Below are 23,831 nucleotides of genomic sequence, written 5' to 3' on the forward strand. Positions count from 1 at the left end.
TTTCGCCCACACTGTTCTCTGACCACCTACTCACGGCGTGCTGATGAAACGACGGGCCTGAATTTGGTATTACCAAACACGTGACTACGGGACGCTGTTGTTTCAGGACGTTCGGTTTCGAAGTCGTCGTTGTCATCGGTACTACGACTTGCTGGTTCGAGTGGACGCCTCGACACATTGGCTCACAGATAGTAATTCGCATGATTTATGTTGTAGGTATCGCAGAATTTGCGTATGCACCGAGAGAACGCCGAACCTGTAGTCGAAGAACTACCGGGCCCGAAGGCGACTGAGTGGGTCGATTTCCATCGCGACTCATCCGCACCGAGCACGTACGTCTACGATTTCGTGTGGGACATCACCGAAGACGCCGACGGTCCCTTCTGTACGGACGCCGATGGGAACGTCCTCCTCGATTTCACGAGTCACGTCGCTGCGGCCCCACTCGGCTACAACAACCCGAAGATACTGGACAAACTCGAAGCGTTCGACCTGGTCGACCCGCTGAAGATTGCGGGACAGGACTTCTACGTCAGTACTGGCGGGACGCCGGACGAGGCAGAACTCCCCGGCCCGGCCCATCTGATGAACACACTCACCGAAATCACGTCGCAGTACGACATGGACACTGTCTTCCTCTCGAACTCCGGGGCGGAGGCAGTCGAGAACGCGATAAAGATTTGCTACGACCACTGTGACGTCCCCAAGTACGGTGTGACGTTCGAGGGGGCGTTCCACGGCCGAACACTCGGCGCACTCTCTTTGAACCGGTCGAAGTCCGTCCACCGCCAGAAGTTCCCGGAGATTAGCGGGATACACGACGTTCCGTACTCGGTAGAGGGAGTCCAGCGTCTCCGCGAGAAACTCGACTCGAAACACGGACACGTTCCGGCAGAACAGGTCGCGTTCATCATCCTCGAACCGATTCAGGGAGAGGGGGGCTATCAGGTCCCCGACCCACAGTTCATGCGCGAACTCGATGCGCTCTCTTCCGAACACGACATCCCGATTATCGCCGACGAAATCCAATCGGGCGCTGGCCGAACCGGCGAGATGTGGGCTGTCGACCACTTCGACATCGAACCCGACGTCATCACGAGTGCGAAAGCCCTGCGCGTCGGTGCGACCATCTCGAAGTCGGAAATCTTCCCCGAAGAGAGGAGTCGCCTCTCGTCGACGTGGGGCGCCGGTGACATCCTCTCGTCCATCCAAGGGACGCTCACCCTCGCGGCTATCGAGGAACACGGCCTCCTCTCGCACGCCGAACGAAAAGGTGAACGCTTGCTCGGTCAGCTTCGTGACCTGCAGGAACGACACGAGACTGCCGTCGTCGACGCACGTGGCCTCGGTCTGATGACGGCCATCGAGTTCGACACCAAGGAACGGCGTGACGCCGTCGTCGACGCTGCGCTCCAGCGTGGTCTGTTGACGCTCGGGTGTGGGAAGAAGACGCTGCGGTTGCTACCGCCACTCGACGTCCGTGACCGCGAACTCGATATCGCCGTCGAACTCCTCGACGACGCGATTAGCGCGACGTAATCGATACCCCGCCGAGGAGATGACGGAAGCGAGGGTTTCGAAAGCCCCAGTCCGTTCGTGAGCACTTTCCGCCCCCACTGGTTCACGACGGTGACCAATCTGAACCCACCCCAAGGTCATGGTATGTCTCGGCGGAGAAGTGGGCGAACTGTCCCATCCCTTCCCCACTTTTCGCCTGTTCTACGAGATTCTGTCGTCTGATGCCACGAGTGATGGTAGTGGAAGAGGAAGCGTCGAACCACGGCCGACTAAAATAGTCTGAATTATGTCATAACAACGTGGTCTGTTTGGACTATCGCAGTCAAGCTACCTAGGAGTCACAAATTCCAAACATATCTTTCTCTCATTATTTGAAAGCTGCCGTGACTTACTGTATTGTAGCTTTCACACCTTGGTTAGAATATCCACTGATAAATTACCCGAGATTTGATAATATGGTTAGCGTGGGTCAACGCTCTCATTAATAACTATCAGAGGCCAAATATATGGCGGAAAAAAATATCGAGTGTCGGTTCAGTAATTACTCCTCGTCGGTGGTGAAGCCGATTCGCTCGTGTGTTCCGTCGCAAAACGGCTTGTCTCCAGACCCACCGCATCGACAGAATGTGGCGTGGTCTTCACGACACGACGTGGCGTCTCCCAGTAAACTGAGTTCGAAGGGGCCGTCGAGTTCTAACGGACCGTTCCGCGTCGGGGTAATTCGTAAGGATTTGCTCTCCTGTGGCGCTCTCTCGTTGTCTGCTTTCTCACGAATTTGTCCGTCCGCGGTGAATCCGATTTCGCGGTGACTGTTGTCACAAAGGGGTTTGTTGGAGGACGCGCCGCACCGACACAGTGCGACACGGGTGTCTTCGAGGAGTGTTGTTCCGTCGGGACGCACGAGTTCGATATCCCCTCGCAGGTAGTGTGGCCCATCGGGGACAATCGTGACCGAGTTTTCGTCTGGGACGGTTTCGGACGCTCCGCCGTCAGACCGTTCGAAGTGTAACGCTCCCGTCGGACACCGGGTGATGACCTCTGTCAGTTGGTCTGGGTCGGAATTGTCGGGTTCGACCCACGGCCGTTTTCCTTTATCGAAGACGCTCGGCAGTCCACGGATGCATTCCGCCGCGTGGATACACCGTTTCACGTCGTACGTGACATCGACTGACTCTCCAGAATAGTGGTGGATGTCTTCTTCCATCGTCGGTACTCCAACAGTGGAGGTTCGATGGGTTTCCAGTGGTAAATACTTGTGTAGTGATAACAACCCTCATACAGTGGCTGGCCGATAGCGTCGTATTCTCACCTATTGGTCTGGGTTTCAGGTATCGCGGTCGTTTTCGAGTCGTCGTCGACGGCGCTGGTACTCTTCGTCGTCGATATCCCCCCGTGCGTATCTGCTCCGAAGGAGGTTCATCGCCGAGTCGTCTGTCTCACCATTCACTCCTGTCCGTTTGAGGGCCCAATAGAGTGCCGCGCCGGCCACCCCAAGGGCCCCGAGTGCCCCACCGACCAACGGGAGACCAAAGGGCCGCCCGCCACGACCACCGCTCATCATTCCAGGACCCATCATTCCGCCATTCGAATACGCTCTTGAATCTTCGTCCGCCCCGTAAGGGATGCTTCCACGTTGGACAATCGTCTCGCTATCGGGAACGTCGCCATCTGGAATCGGCGTCTCTTCGGCCGGGCCACCGGGTTGACCGACGACGATTCGACCAACCATGCCGAGGGACTTGTGGGGAATACAGTAGTAATCGTACGTGCCCGATTTCTCGAAGGTGTACTCGTAACTCCCCTCCGAGATGGTGCCACTATCGAATGGACGTGCATCCGAGGGAATGCGGTCTGCGTAGGCCGTCGCTGAGTGGGCCCCCGCTGTAATCTCGAAGCGGACGGTCGTTCCGGGTTCGACGTACAACCCGATAGGGTCGAAGTAATTGTTTCCCATCTCTACGACGGGAGTCTGTTGCGCTGATGCACCGGTCGCTGCGCCAGCAGTCGTGATGGCACCGGCACCGACTATTCGGAGGAACTGTCTTCTGGTAGATTTCATGATGTGTTTGGTTGGAGCGGTGGGTTACCCGCGAACGAACTCGACGATACCGATGAACTCGGCCACTCGTTCGTCGTCAGTGTACACGAGCGTCGTCGGTTTCGGACGCCGTACGTTTCCTGAGTGTAGAGGTGCACTTCGGTCATACTCGCACATACGATATTGTTGGTTATTGGGTTTGCTGTTCAATATTTAATGGGACGAGGGGGCATGTCTTTCGATTCCAAAGCGTAGTTGGTCGTGGTCGTCCCCGTGACGGTGTGAGCTGTACTCGGTTTTCTTTTAGGACCGCTCTAGCGTCCGTTTTCGTTCTTCGAACTCTTCGTCTGAGAGCTCTCCACGAGCGTACCGTTCGCGGAGCGTATCTAGTGCCTCGTCGGACGACGTCGACTGCTCACCGTCGCTAACCGCATAGTAGACCAGTAGCCCGAGGCCGACGAGCAGGAGCGGCCACAGGAACATTCCGCCGCCTAACATTCCAAAACCGCCACCCATCATTCCACCACTCATCGTCAGCAGTGGAATCACGACTATCGCTGCGACGACGAGGAGGACGATGGTCGTCGTACTCATTCGACTGCTCGTGGCCATTAGTCGCCACCTCCTGATGCGAATTGGTCCGCTACGTCGTTGACGACGTTCTCGAATCGGTCGTTGACTTCGTCACCGATGTGGTCCAACGTCGGGTTCTCGGTGATACCAACGAGCTGTTTGGGGTCGACAGCGCTCACGACGACGTTTTCGTCTTCTGTCTCGTAGACGACGACGTTACACGGCAGGAGCGCTCCGAGGTCAGGTTCTTCTGTGATTCCTTCGTGAGCGAGCGGTGGGTTACAGGCACCGAGAATCCGATACCGGTCTGTCTCGACGTCGAGTTTCTTCTCGAACGTCGCTTGTACGTCGATGTCGGCGAGGATACCGAAGCCTTCGTTCTGTAATTCTGTCGTGACTGCGTCGAGGACGTCCTCGAACGGTGCGTCGATTGTCGTGGTGATAGTGTACGTCATGGGTTTGTATTGGGGTTACTCAGTGCCGCAATCCGTCCTGCTGTCGTCTAGCAGCTCGGTTCCGGTTTTGGGAATACTATACAATACACTCTGTCACTGCCACGGATAAACCTGGGGATATCGCATGGCTGGTCGAACGATGTCGTGGTGTGTATATCATCGTCCGCGAGACAGGGAACGACCCAATCTCCTCTGGCAGCGGCGTGAGTGGTGTAGTAGTTAGCAGTGACCCGCCCCACCCATGCCACCGTATCCCCGTGTCGGACCGTATCCGCCCATTCGTCCGTCTTCAGCCATATCTTGACCCATCTCTTCGATGGTCACTCCCATGTGGGATTCCATCCACTCGACTGCACCGGGGCCCATGTGGTCGTTCATGTGCGATTCCATCCACGCAGTCCATTCGGTTGCAGTCCCATCGTATGGGGGCGCGTCGTCGGCAGTCGTTTCGGTACCGTGTGCGCTGACCACGGGTGCCGCAATCGCGAGTCCGACAATTGCGAGCGCCACGAGCAGCCAGCGGCTGATGTTGAAGTTAGTCATTGTTGTTCTCCTCGGTTACTCGTAGGAGGGCTCAGAGGTTATCGGGATGGGTGTGAACTGAATCAGGAGACCGTCCGAGAGCGTTTCTAATCCGACCTAATCGTTTCTCGCCGAGAGAATCGTTCGTACCTCCCGAATTCAGCCACACTCGTCTTTGCCTTTCCAGTCAACCCCACGTTCGTCTACGTCGGTGTCGAAGGATGGATGAAGAATACCTCCAAGGTGGGTACGCTGCCCCGTGTGTTAGCGAGTGAGACGCGCGACGATGGAAGCGAATGGACGCGTTCGCTCAGGGCCGGTGGACGTCGAGGCTGGCTTCGTCTCTTCTTCGCTAGGTCCCTCGGTTTCGACATCACCGTCTCGCTTCGACGCTTCGTACTCAGCGATGAGGTGCGGGACGTGGCGATTGCACATATCGGAAGGATGGGATTCTGAACACATAGATGTTTGCTAACAGCCAGCATACAACTCGTGGTGGGAGGGGAAGTTCGTCGACGCACAATGGAACGCAGATTTTTCGTGTCTGATGGTGTTTGCTCACCTCAGAGTACACCTGGACGGTACCCCTCTTCGCACTATTCCTCGTGGATAGTGAAGTCGTACCGACCTTCGACTTTACAGTTGTAAGGGCGTAATATGGCGAGATTACAAGAACTCAGTGGCTAACTCCCGATAGATTCGAACGAGCTTTTGATTTCGGTAAGCAATCAGCACGGTCATCCCTCGATTTCCGGGAGTTCGAGAGCGTTTACCGCAGTTCTGGTTCGAAAGTCGATTGTATATAAATAACGCTCGAACAGGCCCACCGCACGCGATTTCAGTGTGAATTCTCGACGGTAGAGAACGACGGTCTAACGATATGTTCCTCGGCAGTCAGTGGTACGTATGTCCTCGCAATCGACTCGCCGATGGTTCTTCGGGACGTTCGGAAGCATCGTACTCGTTGGGGCCGCTGGTTGTCTTGGGTCCCCTAACACCGAAAGTCCGCCGTTCGAGGGTACGCTCGCAGTTACAGAAGCCGTCCAATACAGTTCACCCGGATGTAGTTGCTGTGAAGAATACGCGACGTACCTTCGGGAGTTCCTCGACGTCGAACTCGTCGAGCGCTTTCCCAGCAACGTTGCTGGTATCAAAGAGCAGTTCGGTGTTCCTGAAGACCTACTGAGTTGTCACACTCTCGTCCTCGATGACCTCGTAGTCGAAGGCCACGTCCCGGCCGACGTCATCGCAACGGCACTCAAACGGTCGTCAGTTTCAGGTATCGCGCTGGCTGGGATGCCGGCTGGTTCGCCGGGGATGCCAGGTGAACAAACCAGTCCATTCACTATCTACGAATTTTCTCGTGGGGCGGTCGGAGACGTCTTCATCGAAGTGTAACCGAAACTGCCCGGTTCAGGTAGTGAATCCCTCTTCTTAGTGGTGTTCGTGACTCTGTGGTCTCGTTCCTCCTGAATCGGTCTGATGAACGCGAGAGAAGCCGGTTGGGTGGTTCTCGAACGACCGCTTACAGTGGTTCGAACAGAAGTAGTACGTCTGGCCCTCGAAGGAGATGGTCGGGCCGCTGTCGTCGGTTCGCATCCCACAGACTGGGTCGCGGTATTGTCCCGGTCCACCGATTCCACGACGGTACACGAACAGGAGAACGCCCGAAAGAGCGAAGGCAATCACGTTGAGGAAGAAGGTGTAGTTGAATTCGAAGTACGTCTGTTCGGTCGCCGTCTGACCACCTGCGAGGTCAGGGACGATACCGAGCACGGAGAACAACTCTTCCATGAGGAACCCGGTAAACGCCATCGTCACGAAGAAGACACCGAGGATGTACAGCATCACGTTCCAGCCGTAGTATTTCCGGTAGACGTTCAACACGGGAATCGTGATCAGGTCTGCGTAGACGAATGCGATGACGCCCGCGAAGCTGATTCCCCCACCCCATAGCGCAACCGCGAACGGGACGTTTCCCATGCTCCCGACGAAACTTATCACGGCGATTGCGACGCCCATAATGGCATTTTCGGCACTTACGAGAAGTCCATCCCCTTGGAAGAAGAGTGCGTTCCACACCCACTGCGGAACGAAGACGATAACGAATCCAGAGACGAGAAAGCCCGCGACGACGTCTTTCCAAATCATCGACCACTCTTTTCGGTACTGGTTTCCGACCTTGTACCACCCGCCCCACGACAGTAGTTCGTCGCGCCACCTCCCTCTACTGGCAACCTCCTGTTCGTAGGTTTCCATACACCCCGCCGAACAGAACTTGAGCGTCTGTCCACTATCGGTCGTGAGTGAATACTCGTCTGTTCCTTCCATCCCACAGGTCGGGTCTTCAGTGATACCGTTGGTCTGGTCGCGTCGATTTAATTCCTGGCGAACGTCGTCGAAGAGGTTCTCGGGGAGTGTCAGATGGACGATGAGCGCCATCACCCCGATGAGGATGACGCCACCGACGAGTTCGGCGACGAGGAACTCCCAACCGAGGAGGAGGAGTATCATGAGTCCGAGTTCGACGATGAGGTTCGTCGAGGCGAACATAAACGCGAGGACGTTCACGGCGTGCGCACCCTTCTTGAACAACCCCTTTCCGATTGCGACAGCCCCGAAACTACATCCACTACTCGCCGCACCAAACACAGTCGCCTTGGTGAGCCCACTGATGTCGTCCTCTCCGAGAACCTGTGCCATTCGTTCCTTCGAGACGTACACCTGCACGAGACTCGTCACGACGAGTCCCATGATGATGGCCCAGGCGGCCGTCCACAGGAACCCAACCCCGATTCGAAGGGATTCCAGAACTCCATCGACGATGGCTGCGAGCATATACTACAGTAAGCTATGTTAACTCATGCCACTTGTCCCTGTGATTTCGAGGGAGATGCACCCGAGAATTTTCGAACCAAAGGACCACACGAGTTGAGATGTTCGGTTGTCGCGAATTGAACTCGACTCATTAGCCGACGGCGATGTGCTTGCCGGTGAACCGGTTGTCGGGGGATACCACCGATATCTGCCTGTCGATAGCCTGCAGTATGGGTGCATTGGCAGTGGTTCAGTTGCTGAGTCTTCAAACTAGACCTTCGACACCGCACTTTCGGATTTGAAGGGGAACTCGGTCGAAGCAACCCATTGGAGGACGGATATCGATACTTTCGATTCGAAGGTTCACTCCCGTTTCAACTAGCAAAACGAAGTACAAATTGAGTTAAGAGATGCCGACGTAGAGTGTACTGTATGAAGACGACCATCACAGTCGAAGGAATGAGCTGCGAGCATTGTGAGCAGACCGTCGAAGAAGCACTCCGCCGAGTGAACGGTGTATCCGACGCAGTTGCCGACCGCACGGCTAACCGGGCAAGTGTCGACGGAGACGCCGACGTCACAACTCTCGTCAAAGCGATCGAAGATGCGGGCTACTCCGCTTCTTCCTGAGACGACTTCGAGATAGCATCGAAATCGATTGCTGTACCTCGCCCAAACGAACGTCTGAAAGACGCCACTGAGACTCACTGCTCGGATAAGCCCTTGTGGGTTGACACCAATAGACAATCTATGAACGACACGAACCACTCACACTCGAACGAACCACACGAACACCAGCCCGATAGTTCCGAACAGACCACTGAAGGGACTTCTGGGCACACGAACCACTCCGAGGTGGAACGCGCACACGAGGACCACTCACACGAAGTAGACGGCGAACCTACCCACGCCACCCACGCGCAACACGACGAATCCCCACGGGAACCTCACGAGAAACACGACGGCCACGAAGACGACTCGCACGCAGGCCACGGTGACGACCACCGAGCACACACCGACCACACGGGGCACGAACGGATGTTCCGCCGCCGCTTTTGGGTGTCGCTCGTCCTCTCGGTACCCGTCATCTACTTCAGCGAGTTTATTCAGGGCGTCTTCGGCTACACGGCACCGACGTTCCCCGGGAGCGTCTGGATTACCCCCGTCTTCTCGGTGATTATCTTCGCTTACGGTGGCGTGCCGTTCCTCTCGATGGCACGGACCGAACTCCAAAACCGAGAACCGGGGATGATGATGCTCATCTCTCTCGCAATCACGGTTGCCTTCGTCTACTCTCTCGCCAGTCTGTTCGTCGAGGGGACGACGCCCTTCTTCTGGGAACTCGTCACGCTTATCGACATCATGCTGTTGGGCCACTGGATGGAGATGCGCTCCGTCCGGCAGGCCTCAGGTGCGCTGGACGAATTAGCGAAGCTCATGCCCGATACGGCCGAGCGAGTCACCGAAGACGGAGACACTGAGGAAGTCTCTGTTTCGGCCCTCGACCAAGACGACGTCGTTCTCGTCCGCCCGGGTGCATCGGTCCCTGCCGATGGTGAAGTCGTCGACGGTGAGTCGTCGGTAGACGAGTCGATGATAACTGGCGAGTCCAAACCGGTCGACAAAGACCCCGGGGCCGAGGTTATCGCGGGGACGGTCAATCAAGACGGCAGTCTGCGCGTCCGGGTGACGAAGACCGGTGACGAGACGGCCCTCGCAGGAATCATGCGCCTCGTCGACGAGGCTCAAAAGTCGAAGTCACAGACACAGTTGCTCGCGGACCGGGCGGCGGGATGGCTCTTTTACATCGCTATCGCTGTCGCCGTAATCACGGCCATCGCGTGGGTTGTCGCAGTCGGGTTCAATCTCACCGTCGTCGAACGAGCGGTCACCGTCCTCGTCATCGCTTGCCCCCATGCTCTCGGACTCGCAGTCCCACTGGTCGTCGCCATCAACACGTCGACGGCGGCACAGAACGGGATGCTCATCCGTGACCGTATCGCGATGGAGAACGCCCGAAACCTGGACACGGTGATGTTCGACAAGACGGGGACGCTCACGAAAGGTGAACAGGGTGTCGTCGGTGTCGAAATAACCGGTGACTGGGACGAAGAACGCGTCTTCGAAGTCGCTGCCGGTGTCGAAGGTGACTCAGAGCACATGATTGCGCGTGCCATTAGGAACGCCGCGGCAGAGCGAGATACCTCGGGGGCGCGCGTCTCGAACTTCGAGAACCTCCGTGGGCTCGGTGTGAAAGCCACTGTCGACGGGGAGACAGTGCACCTCGGAGGGCCCAATCTCATCGAGCAACTCGGTGTCCAACGCCCCGAGGAGATGGTCACGTTTGCTGACGAAGCAGGAGCGAACGCCCAGACGGTCATCTATCTCGTCCGGGACGAGTCCGACGTCGTCGCGGCGTTCGCACTCGCGGACGTCATCCGCGAGGAGAGTCGCCGGGCTATCGACGCCCTTCACGAGATGGGTATCGAAGTCGCGATGCTAACCGGCGACTCTGAAGACGTCGCACGCGCCGTCGCCGAGGAACTCGGCATCGACCAGTACTTCGCCGAAGTCCTGCCCGAGGAGAAAGACACGAAGGTGGCACAGCTCCAATCGGAGGGGAAACTCGTCGCGATGGTCGGTGACGGTGTCAACGACGCGCCTGCGTTGACCCGCGCAGACGTCGGCATCGCCATCGGGTCTGGAACGGACGTCGCCATCGAGTCCGGAGACATCATCCTCGTCGACAACAACCCACTCGACGTGGTTCGACTCGTCCGTCTCTCGAAGGCGAGTTACCGCAAGATGCAGGAGAACCTCGTGTGGGCGACTGGATACAACGTCGTCGCACTCCCGCTCGCCGCCGGCATCCTCGCACCTATCGGAATCCTTCTCTCGCCCGCGATTGGAGCAGTGTTCATGTCCCTGTCGACTATCATCGTCGCCATCAACGCCAGACGACTTCGGGGGGTCGACCTCTCGGTCTGAATTCAGGCTAGCGAAATCGATGGTCGAAGAGTACTCGGGAGGAGACCAGTGGAAACCCGAGGCTATCCACGAGGGTACTGTCTGCGTTCGCGATTTCGTGGCTGTATCAGATTCGTTGCCACGAAGTAGTGGTGTCGTATCAAATTTCGATGATAGAACTGTCTGGACTACCCCCGTCTGGCTTCGGCTGTCAGCAGTCGAACTCGATAGTTGTGATATTGTATTCATAAAACAATATATTGGCGAGGAATCTCCCCGACACAATCGTAAAACTGGACGTTGGTGGTACTCGAAGTGACCAACACAATTTGCAGCGCCTGGGGACAATAACGACGTAAAAACGGAAGTAGTGACCCTAGTGAGAGGTTGTACACTTCGAATTCTGTGTAATCGCTGTCTCCAGAACATCCATCAACCATCCTGTATTTGAGGTATTGGTTGTGCCCTAAATAAACAATATCATCTCTCGCATTAATCGGTCCAGTCAACTGAAACACGAGGGTAGTTCCGAAACGATGTAACTAGTCGACTCAGAAATATTGGAAATATTACGCACCCTCTGAACCTCCATTCGATACATCATTCGAACACGAGCGTGACAGACATACACGTGTAATCAGTTGCCCGTGACGCTCGTACACGTGTAATGGTCACTCTCGCGATTCCGAAGTACTCGATTCGTTTGCTTCGAGGGTCAGACCGCGATGGGGACAGTCTGCCCGACAGAACTGTCGTACTTTGGCCGTCTACTGGCCCAGCACCTGACCGACTCGATTCGACGTGTCCAGCGAGAGGCGAGAATCGCCTTCACAGGCCGTCTACCGGCTGTTCTGATATCAGGGATATTATTGTTCGACTCCCTACACAGAATTATTCATTAGTTAGAGTATATTACACTTCACGATTGTCGTATGTCTGATAACCGCTTTTCGTGGTCAATGTTGGTATCAGAGTCCCGAATTGATTCAGTAGCACGTCTTCAATTTCGGACAGTTATCCAAATATTGTCTGAAAGTTTATATGACAATATTCGTTTGTATGTGGGTGTTGACCACGGTCGCTCCTCGAAGAGGTGAGCGCTGGGGTGTCGTCTGCCGGAAACGGACGACATTTGTCGGTCTTCAGACCCGAATTTTCCCGGCCCCAGACCCGACGGGTCTGTTGTGGTGGTCGAACGAAGAACGGATTCAGACGACTGTCGTGAGTCGTAGCGGTCGCCACCCGAGGCGGTGGATATCCTCAGTCACGCTGGAACGTGGCCCAGTACGTGCCACTATCCGGATAGACGATACAACCAGAGCCCTCTCGATTCGCGACTGTCGAACGCCGTCGAAAACTGGACACAGGAGAGATACTGCGAGAGTCGGGTCGGAACGTCGAGACGGCCCCTCAGTCGCTTGCTTCGATGGAAATCGTCGTCGTCTGCTCGTCGACCACGAGCGTGTACTCACCCGGGGACACCTGTGGCGTCCCAGTGGGGTCGACACGTCCCAGCGTTGCTGCATCGACAGGGATAGCCACCGTCTCTTTCGCTCCCGCATCCAGCGAAACACGCTCGAATCCGCAGAGTTCTCGGACAGGCGTCACTCGTGACCCCGCTTGCTCGGTGACGTACAGTTGGACGACGGTCGAACCGGTTCGGTCCCCGACGTTTTCGACCGGAATCTCGACCGTTGTCGCTCCATCTGAGGTGATGGTCTCGGCGGAAACCGAGAGTTGACCGTACTCGAAGTCCGTGTAACTCAGACCGTGTCCGAACTCGAATAGTGGGTCGTACGACGGGAGATGCTCGTCGGGACCAATCGGGGTCGGATGCGGGAAGTGGTTGAAGCGAGTCGGGAGGTGACTCGCGGACCGCGGAATCGAAATCGGGAGTCGCCCGCCGGGGTCACATCTCCCAAAGAGCGTCTCCGCCACTGCTCGACCACCCATCGTCCCGGGGTAATACGCCATCAACAACGAGGGGAGGTTCTCGGCCATCCAGTCGACGGCGAGTGGGCGACCGGAGACGAGGACACCGACGACTGGCGTCCCCGTCTCGGAGAGTGCTTTCAGGAGGTCACGTTGCGCCTCGGGAAGTTCGAGCGTCGTTCGGTTCGGGAACTCGTCCGGCGCAGTCCCACTCAGTTCGGACGGTCCGAACTCGTGGAGATACCAGTTCTCGCCGACTGCAACCACTGCGACGTCGGCGTCTTCCGCTGCAGTGACGGCCGCGTCGATCTCGAGGCGTTCGTTCATCGAGGCACCCTGTTCGTAGGTGACTGTTCCGTTGCAGACGGACTCGACTCCCTCTCGAATCGTGACGACGTCGGTTCCTGTGGCGTCCGGGACACTCCACCCGCCGAGTTGGTGGATGGGGTTGTCGGCGTTCGGCCCGGCGACGAGTACGTCGGCGTCGGGGTCCAGCGGAAGGACGCCGTCGTTCTGCAGAAGGGTCATCGATTTTCGGGCCGTCTCCAGTGCTTCGTTCCGGTGGTCTTCGTTGCCGACGACGTCCCGTGCTTCGGCCGGGTCCACGAAGGCGTTCTCGAACAGGCCGAGACGGAACTTGAGTCCGAGGACGCGTTCGACACTCTCGTCCAGTATCGATTCGGAAAGCGTCCCCTCCTCGACCAGCGACACGAGGTGGTCGGCGTGTGCTGTGGCGTCGACCGATGCAACGTCCAGACCCGCATCACGAGTCATCCGAACCGAATCGCGGTGGTCGCTCGTCACGCGGTGGTCTTCGTGAAGCATGTTGACCCCGTTCCAGTCCGAGACGATGGTCCCGTCGAACCCGAGTTCGCCTCGTAACAGGTCTGTCAGATACTCTCGCGACCCGTGGGCTGGACGCCCATCGATTGCGTTGTAACAGGGCATGACGGATTCGACGCCGTCGTCGAGCGCGTCGATGAACGACGGGAGGAACACGTTCTGCAGGAGGTACGAAGACACTTCCACTGGCGCAGTGTCCTCCCCTCGTGCAGGCTCTCCGTACGCCGGGAAGTGTTTGGCCGTGGCGACAACCGAATCCGGTTCGTCGAGGCTACCACCCTGATAGCCCCGTACCATCGCCGCGGCGAGTCGCCCGCAGAGGAACGGACTCTCACCGAACGTCTCGAACGTCCGGCCCCAGCGTGGTTCCCGAGCGACGTCACAGGTCGGCGAGTAGTTCTGGTGTGCCCCCGTCTTCCTGACTTCAGTCGCCGTGACGTCCGCGACTGTCTCTGCTCCGTTCTCGTCCCACGTCGCTGCCATCCCAAGCCCGTTCGGAAACGCCGTCCCTTCGGCGACGTATGCGTGGCCGTGGACCGCGTCCACGTTGAAGAGGAGGGGGATGCCGAGTCGTGTCTCCGAGAGCGCGACTTCCTGAAGGCGGTTGACCGTCTCGACGACGTCGTCGAGACGAGAGTCGATTGCGCCAGCCCACCCGAACGATGCGACGGCACCGACGTTGTACTCCCTGATTTCGGCTTCGACGTCTTCGACTGATTTCGACTCACCGAGTTGGCCCGCCCAGGTGCCGACGAGTTGGCCTGCCTTCTCTTCGAGGGTCATCCGTTCGACGAGGTCCTCGACACGTCTCGCTGTCGAGACAGTCTCATCTCTGTACGGGGGGATGTCGCTTTCTGACTGCATACCGCGAAAAGAAATCCGCTGCTATTTATACATTTGGCATCAGGTGACAAACCGGCCGCTCAAACGGTGCCGTTCAGGGACGACGTCTCGACGATTCCCGACTTCGTCACGCGAAGGCGTCGGTTCACGTCGACGTCCTCGAAGGTCCGTGTCGTTCCGTCAGGCCACCTGACTTCGAGTGTGACGCTCTCGTGGGTGCCCACACCGACGTGTTCGACACGGGTGTCCTGCGAGAGGTAGTCGACGTTCGCCGTCTGCTGGAGTACGTGCGTGCGTGTCTCGGTGCGGACGGTGACGACGGCACCCAGTGCTGTCGCGCCGTTCTCGTCGACGACGCGCATCTGGAGTGACCCGCGGTCTGTCGTGTCGGCGGCGTTGTCGTAGACGACGAACGAATCGTCGTACTGTGCGACGACGAGTTCCTGCGCACCGTCGTGGTCGAAGTCGAGTGTCGCGAGGCCCCGGCCATCTGTTTCGTACATGCCGTGAGTGCTCGCGTTCACGCTCGCGAACCCGCCGTCACGACCCTGGAACACCATCGGATAGGTGTAGACGGGATTCGTTCGGTTGACGCGGACGACTATCTGCGTCGTGTGTACGATATCCCGGTCGCCGTCGTTGTCGAAATCCGTCGCACTCGCCGCCCATCCCCATCCCCCGTGGCGGACGCCGAGTTCGTCTGCGCTGTCGACGAACTCGCCGTCACCCTGGTTGACCATGAGCGTGTTCCCTTTGGTCCGCCCCGAGTGGACCACGAAGTCCAACAGTCGCTTGAGGCGTTCGTAACGCTCGGCGGACATGTTTCCTTTCAGCTTCGGGAACCAGATGTTCGAGACGAACACGTCGGGACGGCCGTCGTTCGTGACGTCGGCAACTTCGGAAGACATCCCGTTTCGGGCCGTCGACCCACCGAGCGTGTGCCGTTCGAAGGTTCCGTCACCGGTGTTGACGTAGAGGGTGTCGTTGTTGTAGTCGTTCGCGACGTGGATGTCTGGATAGCCGTCTCCGGTCAGGTCGGTAAAACTCGCGGCGAGACTCCAGTGGTTCCCGGAGACGTTCGCAGACTCGACCCGTCGGAACTGGCCATCGACGTTCTCGTAGAGGTAATTCGCGTTCCCGTTGTCCTCCGTAATCTGCCCGTCGAGACTGAAGTATCCTGCCGGTTTGCGGTCGGACCACGGCCCGGATTGATAGACGAAAAGGTCGGTATCGCCATCGTTGTCGTAATCCGCCCCGGTCGCACCGAGGGGATACGAGAGATTCTCGACTCCGTACTCGGTTCGGACGAACTCGCCACCGTCGTTCCGGAACGACACCACAGACCCCCCGCTGGTGAACAACAACAGGTCCGTCCATCCGTCTCGCTCGACGTCGAGGAAGACGGCGCTCTTGACGTGTTCGTCGAGCGTGGGGAGCGCGTCGCTTCTGACGAACTCGCCGCCGTCGTTGACGAAGAGTGCTGGACTCTCCCCTCCGATTGTCAGGAGGTCCGGCCACGCGTCGTTGTTTACGTCGGCGACGTAGACGCCGGAATTGCCACTCCCGACGCCGCTCCCGACTGCTTCGTAGTCGAGCCCAGACGATTCGGTGACGTCAGAAAACGCGATTCGTGGCGATTCTCGGGCGTCCGTCGTTCTGTCGAGAGACGGGACGCCGAGTGTGACTCCTGCGAGGACGACAGCGAGGGTCAGTCCAACCGCCGCTACGTGTCGAACCTGCACTTAGACCACCGGTAGTGCCCGTTTTTCGCGAGGTGGGGCGAGATAGCTCCCTCGGCGTAGCGTTTCGAGGTAATCGACGATACCGTGGTTCTCTGCGGGGATGTCGAAGTCGTACTCGTCGGGGTTCATCGCGACTCGCGTCTCGACGAAGTCGTCCATGGTCCGCTGGACGGAGTTGAACTGAAACGCAGTCTGGTGGTGCTGGCTAGTCGCGACGCCCTCTGTCCGGCGAAGGATGCGTGGTTCGAACTCGTCGTCTCTGGCCCGTGCAACCTTCTGGGTGTGTCCGACACACCCGTGGGATTCGGCGTCTGCTTCGATGTTCTCGACGTGTGCTTCGGTGACGCCGCTGTCGTCGCCGAGTTTGTCTCCCGTCTGCCCCACGTCGTCGGTGGTGTGAGCAGGGCAGAACATCTCGGCGACGCGTTCGTCTGCTCGTTGGTCGTACCACCTGTCGAGGTCGATGGCGAGCGTCGAAGAGGCGATGGTCGTTCCGCCAGCGAACGGCCCCGACGACAGCGTGACGGCGTCCTCGCCGGGGAGGTTGCCACGGAACCCGGATTTGAACCCCATCGAGAGCGGGGCATCCTCCGGAATACGCTCTTCGTCCAGTTTGTCGGCAGGGAGCCCTTTCCCGACGTACCCGGTGTGACGCCCCGCTTTCGAGAATACGCCTTCGAACGTTGCGTCCACCGGCACCCCGTTCGCCTCGTCCAGTTCACCGAACAGGGCCGCTTCGGCACCGAGGACGACGGACCCGATGTCGCTCGTCAAGAGGAGGACAGCGTCGTACGAATCTGCCTTCGTCGGGTCCTCTCCGACCGCATCGAGAACGTCTTCGGGCGTCGTCACCGACTCGGGTACCTGTCCCATCGCCTCGAAGTACCGAGGGGCGTACCCCAGCGTGAAGAGGAGTCCACGATTGAAGGCTGCACCCGCGTCGCCGCCAGTCCCCCACTGATAGGCCCGTTCGATTGTTTCGAGGGCGTTCTCTACTTGCTCACGTTCTTCGTCCGTCGGCGGAATCGACCCTTCGTACTCGAGTCCGACCGTCACGAGTTGCTGCGGTGGAACCGTGTTCCCGTGGGCGTCCCGCACGAGATACTCGCCCCACCGGTGTTGCCCGGACGGAACGGATTCGGGGTCTCCCTGTGGGTATTCCGACGGCGACGCTGCTTCGCTCTCGGACGCCGTCGTCGCGTCGTCAGTCGGCGAACGTTCTCGCTCCATACACGCCGTGAGGGCTGACGTCCCGCCAATCGCCACAGCTGCTGTGACGAAGTCGCGGCGGGACAGCCCCCGTGCTCTATCTGGGGCCACTAACCGTGGTAACGAGTAACACCACATAATTCTTGCGAGCGAGCGGCCGTCTCGCGCGGATTCGAGGCCGTGCTGGCGGATTCGCATACGGCTGAAAGTGGCCCTCATCCAAATGTTTATTAACAATGGGTTAGGTTTTGTATCAGAACGCATGTCAGACAGTACTGACCACTTTAGCGACTTTGTTAGCCGACGGCACTTCGTCGAACTGACCGGTGCAGCGGGAATCACAGCACTCGCAGGATGTAGCGGCGCGTCGAACGATTCCAGCGGGGACACCACCGACGACAGTTCCGGTGGGGGCGGTTCGGACGACGGTGGTTCCGACACCGACACGACTGAATCGAGCGGCAACACCGTCTTGGACAAGACCCTAGTCGGTGCCACGAACAATGGCGTCCCGACGAACCTGCACCTGAACCCCGAGGCAACCCAGAACTACGACCCACGAGCCGGAAACTTCGTCTTCGAGCGGTTCGCGGCCTACAACTTCGCGACCGGTGAGTTCGAGATGGCCGCACTCGAGGAGTGGTCCATCGACGGGCAGACGGTGACACTCACGCTCCGCGACGACCTGAAGTGGGACAACGGTGAGGACGTGACCGCCCGTGACGTCCTGACTCAGTTCCGCCTCATGAAAAAGATGGAAGCGTCGCTGTGGGACTTCACCGAGAGCGTCGAGCAGGGCGGAGACGACAAGACAGTCGTTCTCAACCTGAAGCGGCCGTCCAACCCGGAGGTCATCAAACACACCCTCGCCAACGGTTCGCTCCGACTGTACGCCTACCACCCGAAATTCGAACAGTTCCTCGACAAGGAGGCTGGGGAACTTCAGCAGTACAAGTACGAAGGTGACGTGGTGGCGAGTGGTCCCTTCTCGGTCGAGTCGAAGTCCAAGCAGTCGTGGGAACTCGCGCGGAACCCCGAGTACTACGGTGCCGACAACATCAACTTCGCCGGCATCTCGCTCCTCTCTCGGGCAGACAACACCGCACTCCAACAGGGCCTGATGGGTCGCGAACTCGACTTCGTCACGAGTCTCTTCGCACCGCCGAAAATCGTCGCCAATTTCCCCGACTCCGTCGAAGAAGTCGCCATCTCCGCGAAGTGGGGGTACGGTGTCCTGTTCAACCACGACGACCCGGACTTCGGAAAGCGAAAAGTTCGGCAGGCCGTCGCCCACGTCATCAACCGCCAACAGGTCGCCGAGAACGCAGGACCGCGAACGAAGGCACCCGCACCAAAGGTCACCGGTGTCGCCCCGAACGACCAGGAGGCGTGGCTCGGTGACGCCTACGACTCGTTCGAGAGTTACGGCATGGCAGCGTCTCAGACAGACAAAGCCGCTGCACTCCTCCGTGAGGCTGGCTACTCGAAGGAAGACGGGACGTGGAAACACAGCAGTGGTCGAACGCTCGGTGGAACCTACTACACGCCCGCAGGGTGGACGGACTGGACCACGGCGACGAACACCGTCGTCGACCAGTTGAACTCCTTCGGCTTCGACTTCGAAATCAGCCAGAAACCGACGGGTGACTACTTCGGTGGCTACGTCGAATCCAACTTCAAGATGGGTGCGTTTTACTGGATGCCCGGTGGGGCACGCTCGGCGTTCCCGTATTTCCCGCTTCGATGGCAACTCAACATCCCCGACATCGACGGCGGTCACAACTTCCCAGAAGGCGAACAGACCGTCCCCGGGATGGACGGCGGCGAGATGACTATCGACCCACTGTCGGAGATACAGGAGGTTTCGACCACGCAGGACCGAGGCAAGACGGAAGATGTCATCAAACGTGTCGCGTGGCACCACAACCAGAACCTCCCGGTCCTCGGACTGGTGTCGAAGCTCGACCAGTCGTGGCTCACTGACGACGACTGGGCTATCCCGGAAGAAGGCAGCGACGAACGAGCAGTCAAGTGGCCGAGCGAGTGGCTCCCCCGGCAGGGTCAGCTCATGGCCAAGAAATGACCGGATGGAACACACGTAACGATGAGTAACTACTACGTTCGCCGGACGGCCAGAGTGTTCGCCACCATATTCGCAGTGGCGACGCTCACGTTCGGACTGATTCGCCTCCTCCCCGGTGGTCCCTTCACGCAGTTGCGTGCGCAACTGCTCCGGCAGGGCGTCCCGGCATCGGAAGTCGACGCTCGAATCGCGAATCTCCAGAACATCAACCCCAACGCACCGCTCTGGCAACAGTATCTGGACTACATGGGTTCGGTGGCTCAGGGTAATTTCGGCGAGTCCATCTCGCTGGGCGAACCGGTGGCACTGGTCATCGCCGAAGCGGTGCCGTGGACGGTGTTCGTCGTCCTGGTGTCGACGATTCTCATGTTCGCATTCGGTATCTTCCTGGGTTCGTTACAGGCCTACTGGGAGGGGTCACGGTTCGACAAGGGGTTCAGTGGCCTCTCGATTGCGCTGATGTCGATTCCGTTCTACGTCGTCGCCGTCATCTCGCTGTACGTCTTCGCGTACCAGTGGGGGTGGTTGCCGACAGCGGGAACGGTCGGTGCGAGCGTGGAGAAGGAACTGAGCATTCCGTTCCTGCTGAGCGCACTCGAACACAGTATCTTACCCATCTTCTCGTACACGATAGGCGGGATTGGTGGGCAGGCGCTGGCCATGCGCGGGAACAGTATCCAGGTGCTCGGCAACGACTACGTCCGTGTCGCGAGACTTCGAGGACTCGCCGACCGGCGAATCGCGACACGATACGTCGCGAGAAACGCCATCCTTCCGATGTACACCGGCTTTTTGCTGCTCCTCGGGTTCCGCCTCTCGGGGACTGTCATTCTGGAGCAGATATTCTCGTACACTGGACTCGGGTACTACATGTTCGCCGCACTGAAATCGAACGATTACCCGCTCATGATGGCGACGTTCCTCGTGATTACCGTCGCACTCATCGTCGGCGTCTACGTCGCCGACCTGACCTACAGTAAAATCGACCCACGAATCAGCGCCGGAGGTTCCGATGAAGCGTACTGAAGGAGACGAGTCCGGTACGCTGGCCACCGACGGTGCGGGCGTCGACTGGCGAGGTTCCACCTCGTCGTCGGTGACGGTGACTCGCGAAGAACGACTTCGGGAGTTCTACGAAGAGAACGTCCTGAAACCGGCGATTGTCGCGTGGTCGGACAGCAGAACCCGACTCGGACTGCTCATCATCGGTTTCTACTTGCTGTTGTCGCTCGTTGCCATCCTCGGCCTCTGGCGAGAACCCGCGACGAGTCAGGCGCCCCGGTACCTGATGCTGTTCGAGAATATGAACTACCCGCTCGGAACGACGGCATCCGGGACTGACCTCACCGCACTCATCATCCACTCGACGCCCGACATCCTGTTGATGGTCACCTCGGGTGGACTGTGGGCGACAGGCATCGCCGTCCTCGTCGGGACTGTCGCAGGCTACAAGGGTGGTTCCGTCGGACGCGTGTTGATGTCGATATCGGACTTCGTGATGGCTATTCCCGGTCTCCCACTGGTGATGATTCTCGCCATCACGTTCAACCCGAAGAACCCTATCCTGCTCGGCATCATCATCAACATCAACTACTGGGCAGGCCTCGGGCGGTCGATTCACTCACAGGTGCTGACGATTCGTGAGAACAACTACGTGGAGGCGTCGCGGACGATGGGGATGAGTACGCCGCGAATCATCCTGAAGGACGTCGTTCCGAACATCATGCCGTACGTGACGGTCAACTTCGTGTTCGCCGCACGGTACGTCGTGTTCGCCTCTATCGGCCTGTTCTTCCTCGGTGTGTTGCCGTACTCCGATCAGAACTGGGGTGTCACCCTTAACTTCGCGTACAACGGTGGTGCCCTGTTCTCGTGGAGTGCTGCACACTGGCTTGTCGTCCCGATGGTGGCTATCATCGGCCTCTCGGTTGGACTCATCCTCCTCGGACAGGGCATGGACCGCGTGTTCAACCCGCGCGTCCGCACTCGTCTCACGGGCGAGTCTGAATCGACGGCGACAGCAGACGAGAAAGACACCGGCATGACGGAGGTTCTGTAGATGACTGCCAAACAACACGGGACAACCAACACCACGACAGCTATGACGACAGACGACCCTATCATCGAAATTCGAGACGCTGCCGTCACGTACGACGGCGGCGAGACGTTCGTGTTGGACCACGTGAGTGCGTCCATCGAGCGTGGGGAGATTCTCGGCATCGTGGGCGAGAGTGGGAGTGGCAAGTCGATGTTCGCCGACTCGATGCTCGACGCTATTCCAGACCCCGGCCGACTCTCCGGTGAGATACTCTACCACCGAGACGACGGCACCACAGTCGACGTGCTCGGACTCTCCGACGAAGAACTCCGAGAGTTCCGGTGGGAGGAAGTGGCGATGGTCTTCCAGGGCGCGATGAGTTCGTTCAACCCGACGATGAAGATTGGTGGGCACTTCAAAGAGACGCTGAAGGCCCACGACGCAGACGTCTCCTCGGGGATGGAGTTCGCACGAGAACTCCTCTCTGACCTCTATCTCGACCCGGAGCGTGTGCTCGACTCCTACCCACACGAACTCTCCGGCGGGATGCAACAGCGGGCACTCATCGCGCTGTCGCTCGTCCTCGAACCCGAGGTGCTGGTGATGGACGAACCGACCGCTGCACTCGACCTGTTGATGCAGCGCTCTATCCTGACGCTACTCGAAGACTTACAGGAGAAGTACGACCTGACGATGGTGTTCATCACCCACGACCTGCCGCTGGTCGCCGAACTCGCCGACAGGATGGCCGTGATGTACGCCTTCCAACTCATCGAAGTCGCTGACCGTGAACAACTCATCGGGAACAGCGGGCATCCGTACACCCGAGCGTTGCTCAACGCGACGCCCGATATCGAAGCACCACTCGAAGAGATGCGACCGATAGAAGGTCAGAGTCCAGCACCCATCAACGTTCCACCGGGGTGTGCTTTCGCACCGCGGTGCCCACTTGCGACAGAAGAGTGTCGGGTCGAAGACCCGTCGTTCACCCAACTCGACTCAGGCCACGCTGTCGCCTGTCACCACTCCGAAGAGGCACGAGAGGAGATTGCGCTGCACTTCGAGCGTTCCGACGAATCCGTCACGGTTTCGGGAGGTGATGGGTCGTGAGCAGCGCCGACGACGCGTCGACTGGCCTCGACCAGAACGACGACCCACTCATCTCACTCGAAAACGTCGAAGTCCACTTCGAAAAAGAGCAGGGAATGCTCGACTTCTTCGAGGACCCGGACGTGGTCAAAGCAGTCGATGGCGTCTCGCTCGACATCGAGGAGAACGACGTGCTCGCCCTCGTTGGAGAGAGTGGGTGTGGAAAGACCACGCTCGGCAAGACGACAATCGGACTCCAGCGACCGACGGGTGGGACGGTGAAGTACAAAGGCCAGGACATCTGGGCCGCCAAAGACGGTCAGGGACCGATTCCCTTCGAGGAGATTCGGTCGTCGCTTCAGATTATCCACCAGGACCCGGGGAGTTCGCTCAACCCCAATCGACGAATTCTGAATATCCTCGCAGAACCTATCAAACTCACCAACCCAGACGTCGGCGCCAGCGAACGCCGCGAACGGATTCACGCGCTTCTCGAACGCGTCGGCATGAACCCCGCCGCGGACTTCGCAGACCGCTACCCACACCAACTCAGTGGTGGGGAGAAACAGCGCGTCGCGCTCTCGCGTGCGTTGTTGATGAACCCCGACGTCATCCTCGCTGACGAGGCGATTAGCGCCCTCGACGTCTCCTTGCGAGTCGAGATGATGGACCTCATGCTCGACTTGCAGACGGATTTCGACACTTCGTTCGTCTTCGTCTCTCACGACCTCTCGAACGCTCGGTACTTCGCAGAACACGGTGACGGCCGTATCGGTGTGATGTACCTCGGCAACCTGGTCGAAGTCGGCCCGGCAGACCAACTCATCGACGACCCCAGTCACCCTTACACGAACGTCCTCCGCTGGGCGACGCCAAATCTCTCCCGACGTTCGGGAGAGTCGGGTGACCCACCGATGCGAAAGATAGACATCCCGGACCCTGTCAACCCACCGAGTGGATGTCGCTTCCACACGCGCTGTCCAGAGGCGCGCGAGGCGTGTCAGAAGACGGTCCCACAGTTATCTGGCGAGACTGCGGGCCACCGAGTCGCGTGCTTCAGGGACGACCCGGACCACGAGTATTGGAACAGTGACCCGCTGACCGACTGACGTCGCCGGATACAGTCGCTACGCGCTCGCGACTCTCGAAACGTGGTCCGTTC

19 protein-coding genes are annotated in these 23,831 nt (G+C 58.7%); 9 read left to right on the forward strand and 10 right to left on the reverse strand.

The window, feature by feature from the left end:
* Positions 1–234: 234 nt before the first annotated feature.
* Positions 235–1,539: an aminotransferase class III-fold pyridoxal phosphate-dependent enzyme gene (locus ACK3R5_RS16440; protein WP_411968873.1), complete on the forward strand. Its 1,305-nt coding sequence runs from the start codon at positions 235–237 to the stop codon at positions 1,537–1,539.
* 520 nt (positions 1,540–2,059) lie between these two features.
* Here ACK3R5_RS16440 and ACK3R5_RS16445 read toward each other — a convergent pair.
* The 6 genes from ACK3R5_RS16445 to ACK3R5_RS16470 all read right to left on the reverse strand — a co-directional run bounded on the left by ACK3R5_RS16445 (position 2,060) and on the right by ACK3R5_RS16470 (position 5,541).
* Positions 2,060–2,722, reverse strand: a complete 663-nt coding sequence (locus ACK3R5_RS16445) for a CDGSH iron-sulfur domain-containing protein (protein WP_411968874.1) — start codon at positions 2,720–2,722, stop codon at positions 2,060–2,062.
* A 120-nt stretch (positions 2,723–2,842) separates the two neighbouring features.
* Entirely contained in the window at positions 2,843–3,577 is a 735-nt protein-coding gene (locus ACK3R5_RS16450; RefSeq protein WP_411968875.1) for a plastocyanin/azurin family copper-binding protein, read from the reverse strand.
* A 282-nt stretch (positions 3,578–3,859) separates the two neighbouring features.
* Complete coding sequence (locus ACK3R5_RS16455) at positions 3,860–4,168, reverse strand: SHOCT domain-containing protein (RefSeq protein WP_411968876.1); 309 nt, start codon at positions 4,166–4,168, stop codon at positions 3,860–3,862.
* Positions 4,168–4,584, reverse strand: coding sequence for a DUF302 domain-containing protein (locus tag ACK3R5_RS16460; protein ID WP_411965919.1), 417 nt, complete (start codon positions 4,582–4,584; stop codon positions 4,168–4,170). Before ACK3R5_RS16460 ends, ACK3R5_RS16455 begins: the two co-directional genes overlap by 1 nt.
* Positions 4,585–4,803: 219 nt before the next feature.
* Positions 4,804–5,127 (reverse strand): hypothetical protein, encoded by a 324-nt coding sequence (locus tag ACK3R5_RS16465; protein ID WP_411965918.1) that lies wholly within the window; start codon positions 5,125–5,127, stop codon positions 4,804–4,806.
* 243 nt (positions 5,128–5,370) lie between these two features.
* Positions 5,371–5,541, reverse strand: coding sequence for a hypothetical protein (locus ACK3R5_RS16470; RefSeq protein WP_411968877.1), 171 nt, complete (start codon positions 5,539–5,541; stop codon positions 5,371–5,373).
* Positions 5,542–6,012: 471 nt separating this feature from the next.
* Between ACK3R5_RS16470 and ACK3R5_RS16475 the strand changes: the two genes are divergently transcribed.
* The gene (locus tag ACK3R5_RS16475; protein WP_411968878.1) at positions 6,013–6,504 is read left to right on the forward strand and encodes a DUF411 domain-containing protein; all 492 of its coding nucleotides are present in this window, start codon (positions 6,013–6,015) and stop codon (positions 6,502–6,504) included.
* Between the two features lie 36 nt (positions 6,505–6,540).
* Here the strand turns inward: ACK3R5_RS16475 and ACK3R5_RS16480 are convergent, their stop codons facing one another.
* Positions 6,541–7,944 carry a permease gene (locus ACK3R5_RS16480; RefSeq protein ID WP_411968879.1) on the reverse strand — a complete coding sequence of 468 codons (1,404 nt, stop codon included), beginning with the start codon at positions 7,942–7,944 and terminating at the stop codon, positions 6,541–6,543.
* 411 nt (positions 7,945–8,355) lie between these two features.
* Here ACK3R5_RS16480 and ACK3R5_RS16485 point away from each other — a divergent pair, with 411 nt between their 5' ends.
* Positions 8,356–8,553, forward strand: coding sequence for a heavy-metal-associated domain-containing protein (locus ACK3R5_RS16485; RefSeq protein ID WP_411968880.1), 198 nt, complete (start codon positions 8,356–8,358; stop codon positions 8,551–8,553).
* Between the two features lie 120 nt (positions 8,554–8,673).
* Positions 8,674–10,911: a copper-translocating P-type ATPase gene (locus ACK3R5_RS16490; protein ID WP_411968881.1), complete on the forward strand. Its 2,238-nt coding sequence runs from the start codon at positions 8,674–8,676 to the stop codon at positions 10,909–10,911.
* Positions 10,912–12,300: 1,389 nt separating this feature from the next.
* Here the strand turns inward: ACK3R5_RS16490 and ACK3R5_RS16495 are convergent.
* The 3 genes from ACK3R5_RS16495 to ACK3R5_RS16505 form a co-directional block, all read right to left on the reverse strand.
* Positions 12,301–14,448, reverse strand: coding sequence for a glycoside hydrolase family 3 N-terminal domain-containing protein (locus ACK3R5_RS16495; protein ID WP_411968961.1), 2,148 nt, complete (start codon positions 14,446–14,448; stop codon positions 12,301–12,303).
* A 140-nt stretch (positions 14,449–14,588) separates the two neighbouring features.
* Positions 14,589–16,250, reverse strand: a complete 1,662-nt coding sequence (locus ACK3R5_RS16500; RefSeq protein ID WP_411968882.1) for a CRTAC1 family protein — start codon at positions 16,248–16,250, stop codon at positions 14,589–14,591.
* The gene (locus tag ACK3R5_RS16505; protein ID WP_411968883.1) at positions 16,251–17,570 is read right to left on the reverse strand and encodes a hypothetical protein; all 1,320 of its coding nucleotides are present in this window, start codon (positions 17,568–17,570) and stop codon (positions 16,251–16,253) included.
* Between the two features lie 151 nt (positions 17,571–17,721).
* Here ACK3R5_RS16505 and ACK3R5_RS16510 point away from each other — a divergent pair, with 151 nt between their 5' ends.
* Genes ACK3R5_RS16510 through ACK3R5_RS16530 form a run of 5 tightly spaced genes read left to right on the forward strand, consistent with a single transcriptional unit; the run spans position 17,722 to position 23,778 of the window.
* On the forward strand, positions 17,722–19,542 hold the full coding sequence (locus tag ACK3R5_RS16510; RefSeq protein ID WP_411968884.1) for an ABC transporter substrate-binding protein: 1,821 nt from the start codon (positions 17,722–17,724) through the stop codon (positions 19,540–19,542).
* Between the two features lie 21 nt (positions 19,543–19,563).
* Positions 19,564–20,568 carry an ABC transporter permease gene (locus ACK3R5_RS16515; protein ID WP_411965907.1) on the forward strand — a complete coding sequence of 335 codons (1,005 nt, stop codon included), beginning with the start codon at positions 19,564–19,566 and terminating at the stop codon, positions 20,566–20,568.
* Positions 20,555–21,601, forward strand: a complete 1,047-nt coding sequence (locus ACK3R5_RS16520; RefSeq protein ID WP_411968885.1) for an ABC transporter permease — start codon at positions 20,555–20,557, stop codon at positions 21,599–21,601. The genes ACK3R5_RS16515 and ACK3R5_RS16520 overlap by 14 nt, the downstream gene beginning before the upstream one ends.
* The gene (locus tag ACK3R5_RS16525) at positions 21,602–22,690 is read left to right on the forward strand and encodes an ABC transporter ATP-binding protein (RefSeq protein ID WP_411968886.1); all 1,089 of its coding nucleotides are present in this window, start codon (positions 21,602–21,604) and stop codon (positions 22,688–22,690) included. It begins immediately after the preceding gene.
* The gene (locus ACK3R5_RS16530; protein WP_411968887.1) at positions 22,687–23,778 is read left to right on the forward strand and encodes an oligopeptide/dipeptide ABC transporter ATP-binding protein; all 1,092 of its coding nucleotides are present in this window, start codon (positions 22,687–22,689) and stop codon (positions 23,776–23,778) included. Before ACK3R5_RS16525 ends, ACK3R5_RS16530 begins: the two co-directional genes overlap by 4 nt.
* Positions 23,779–23,831 lie beyond the last annotated feature (53 nt).

This window comes from Haloferax sp. YSSS75 (assembly GCF_046764215.1).
In the GTDB taxonomy this organism is placed as follows: domain Archaea; phylum Halobacteriota; class Halobacteria; order Halobacteriales; family Haloferacaceae; genus Haloferax.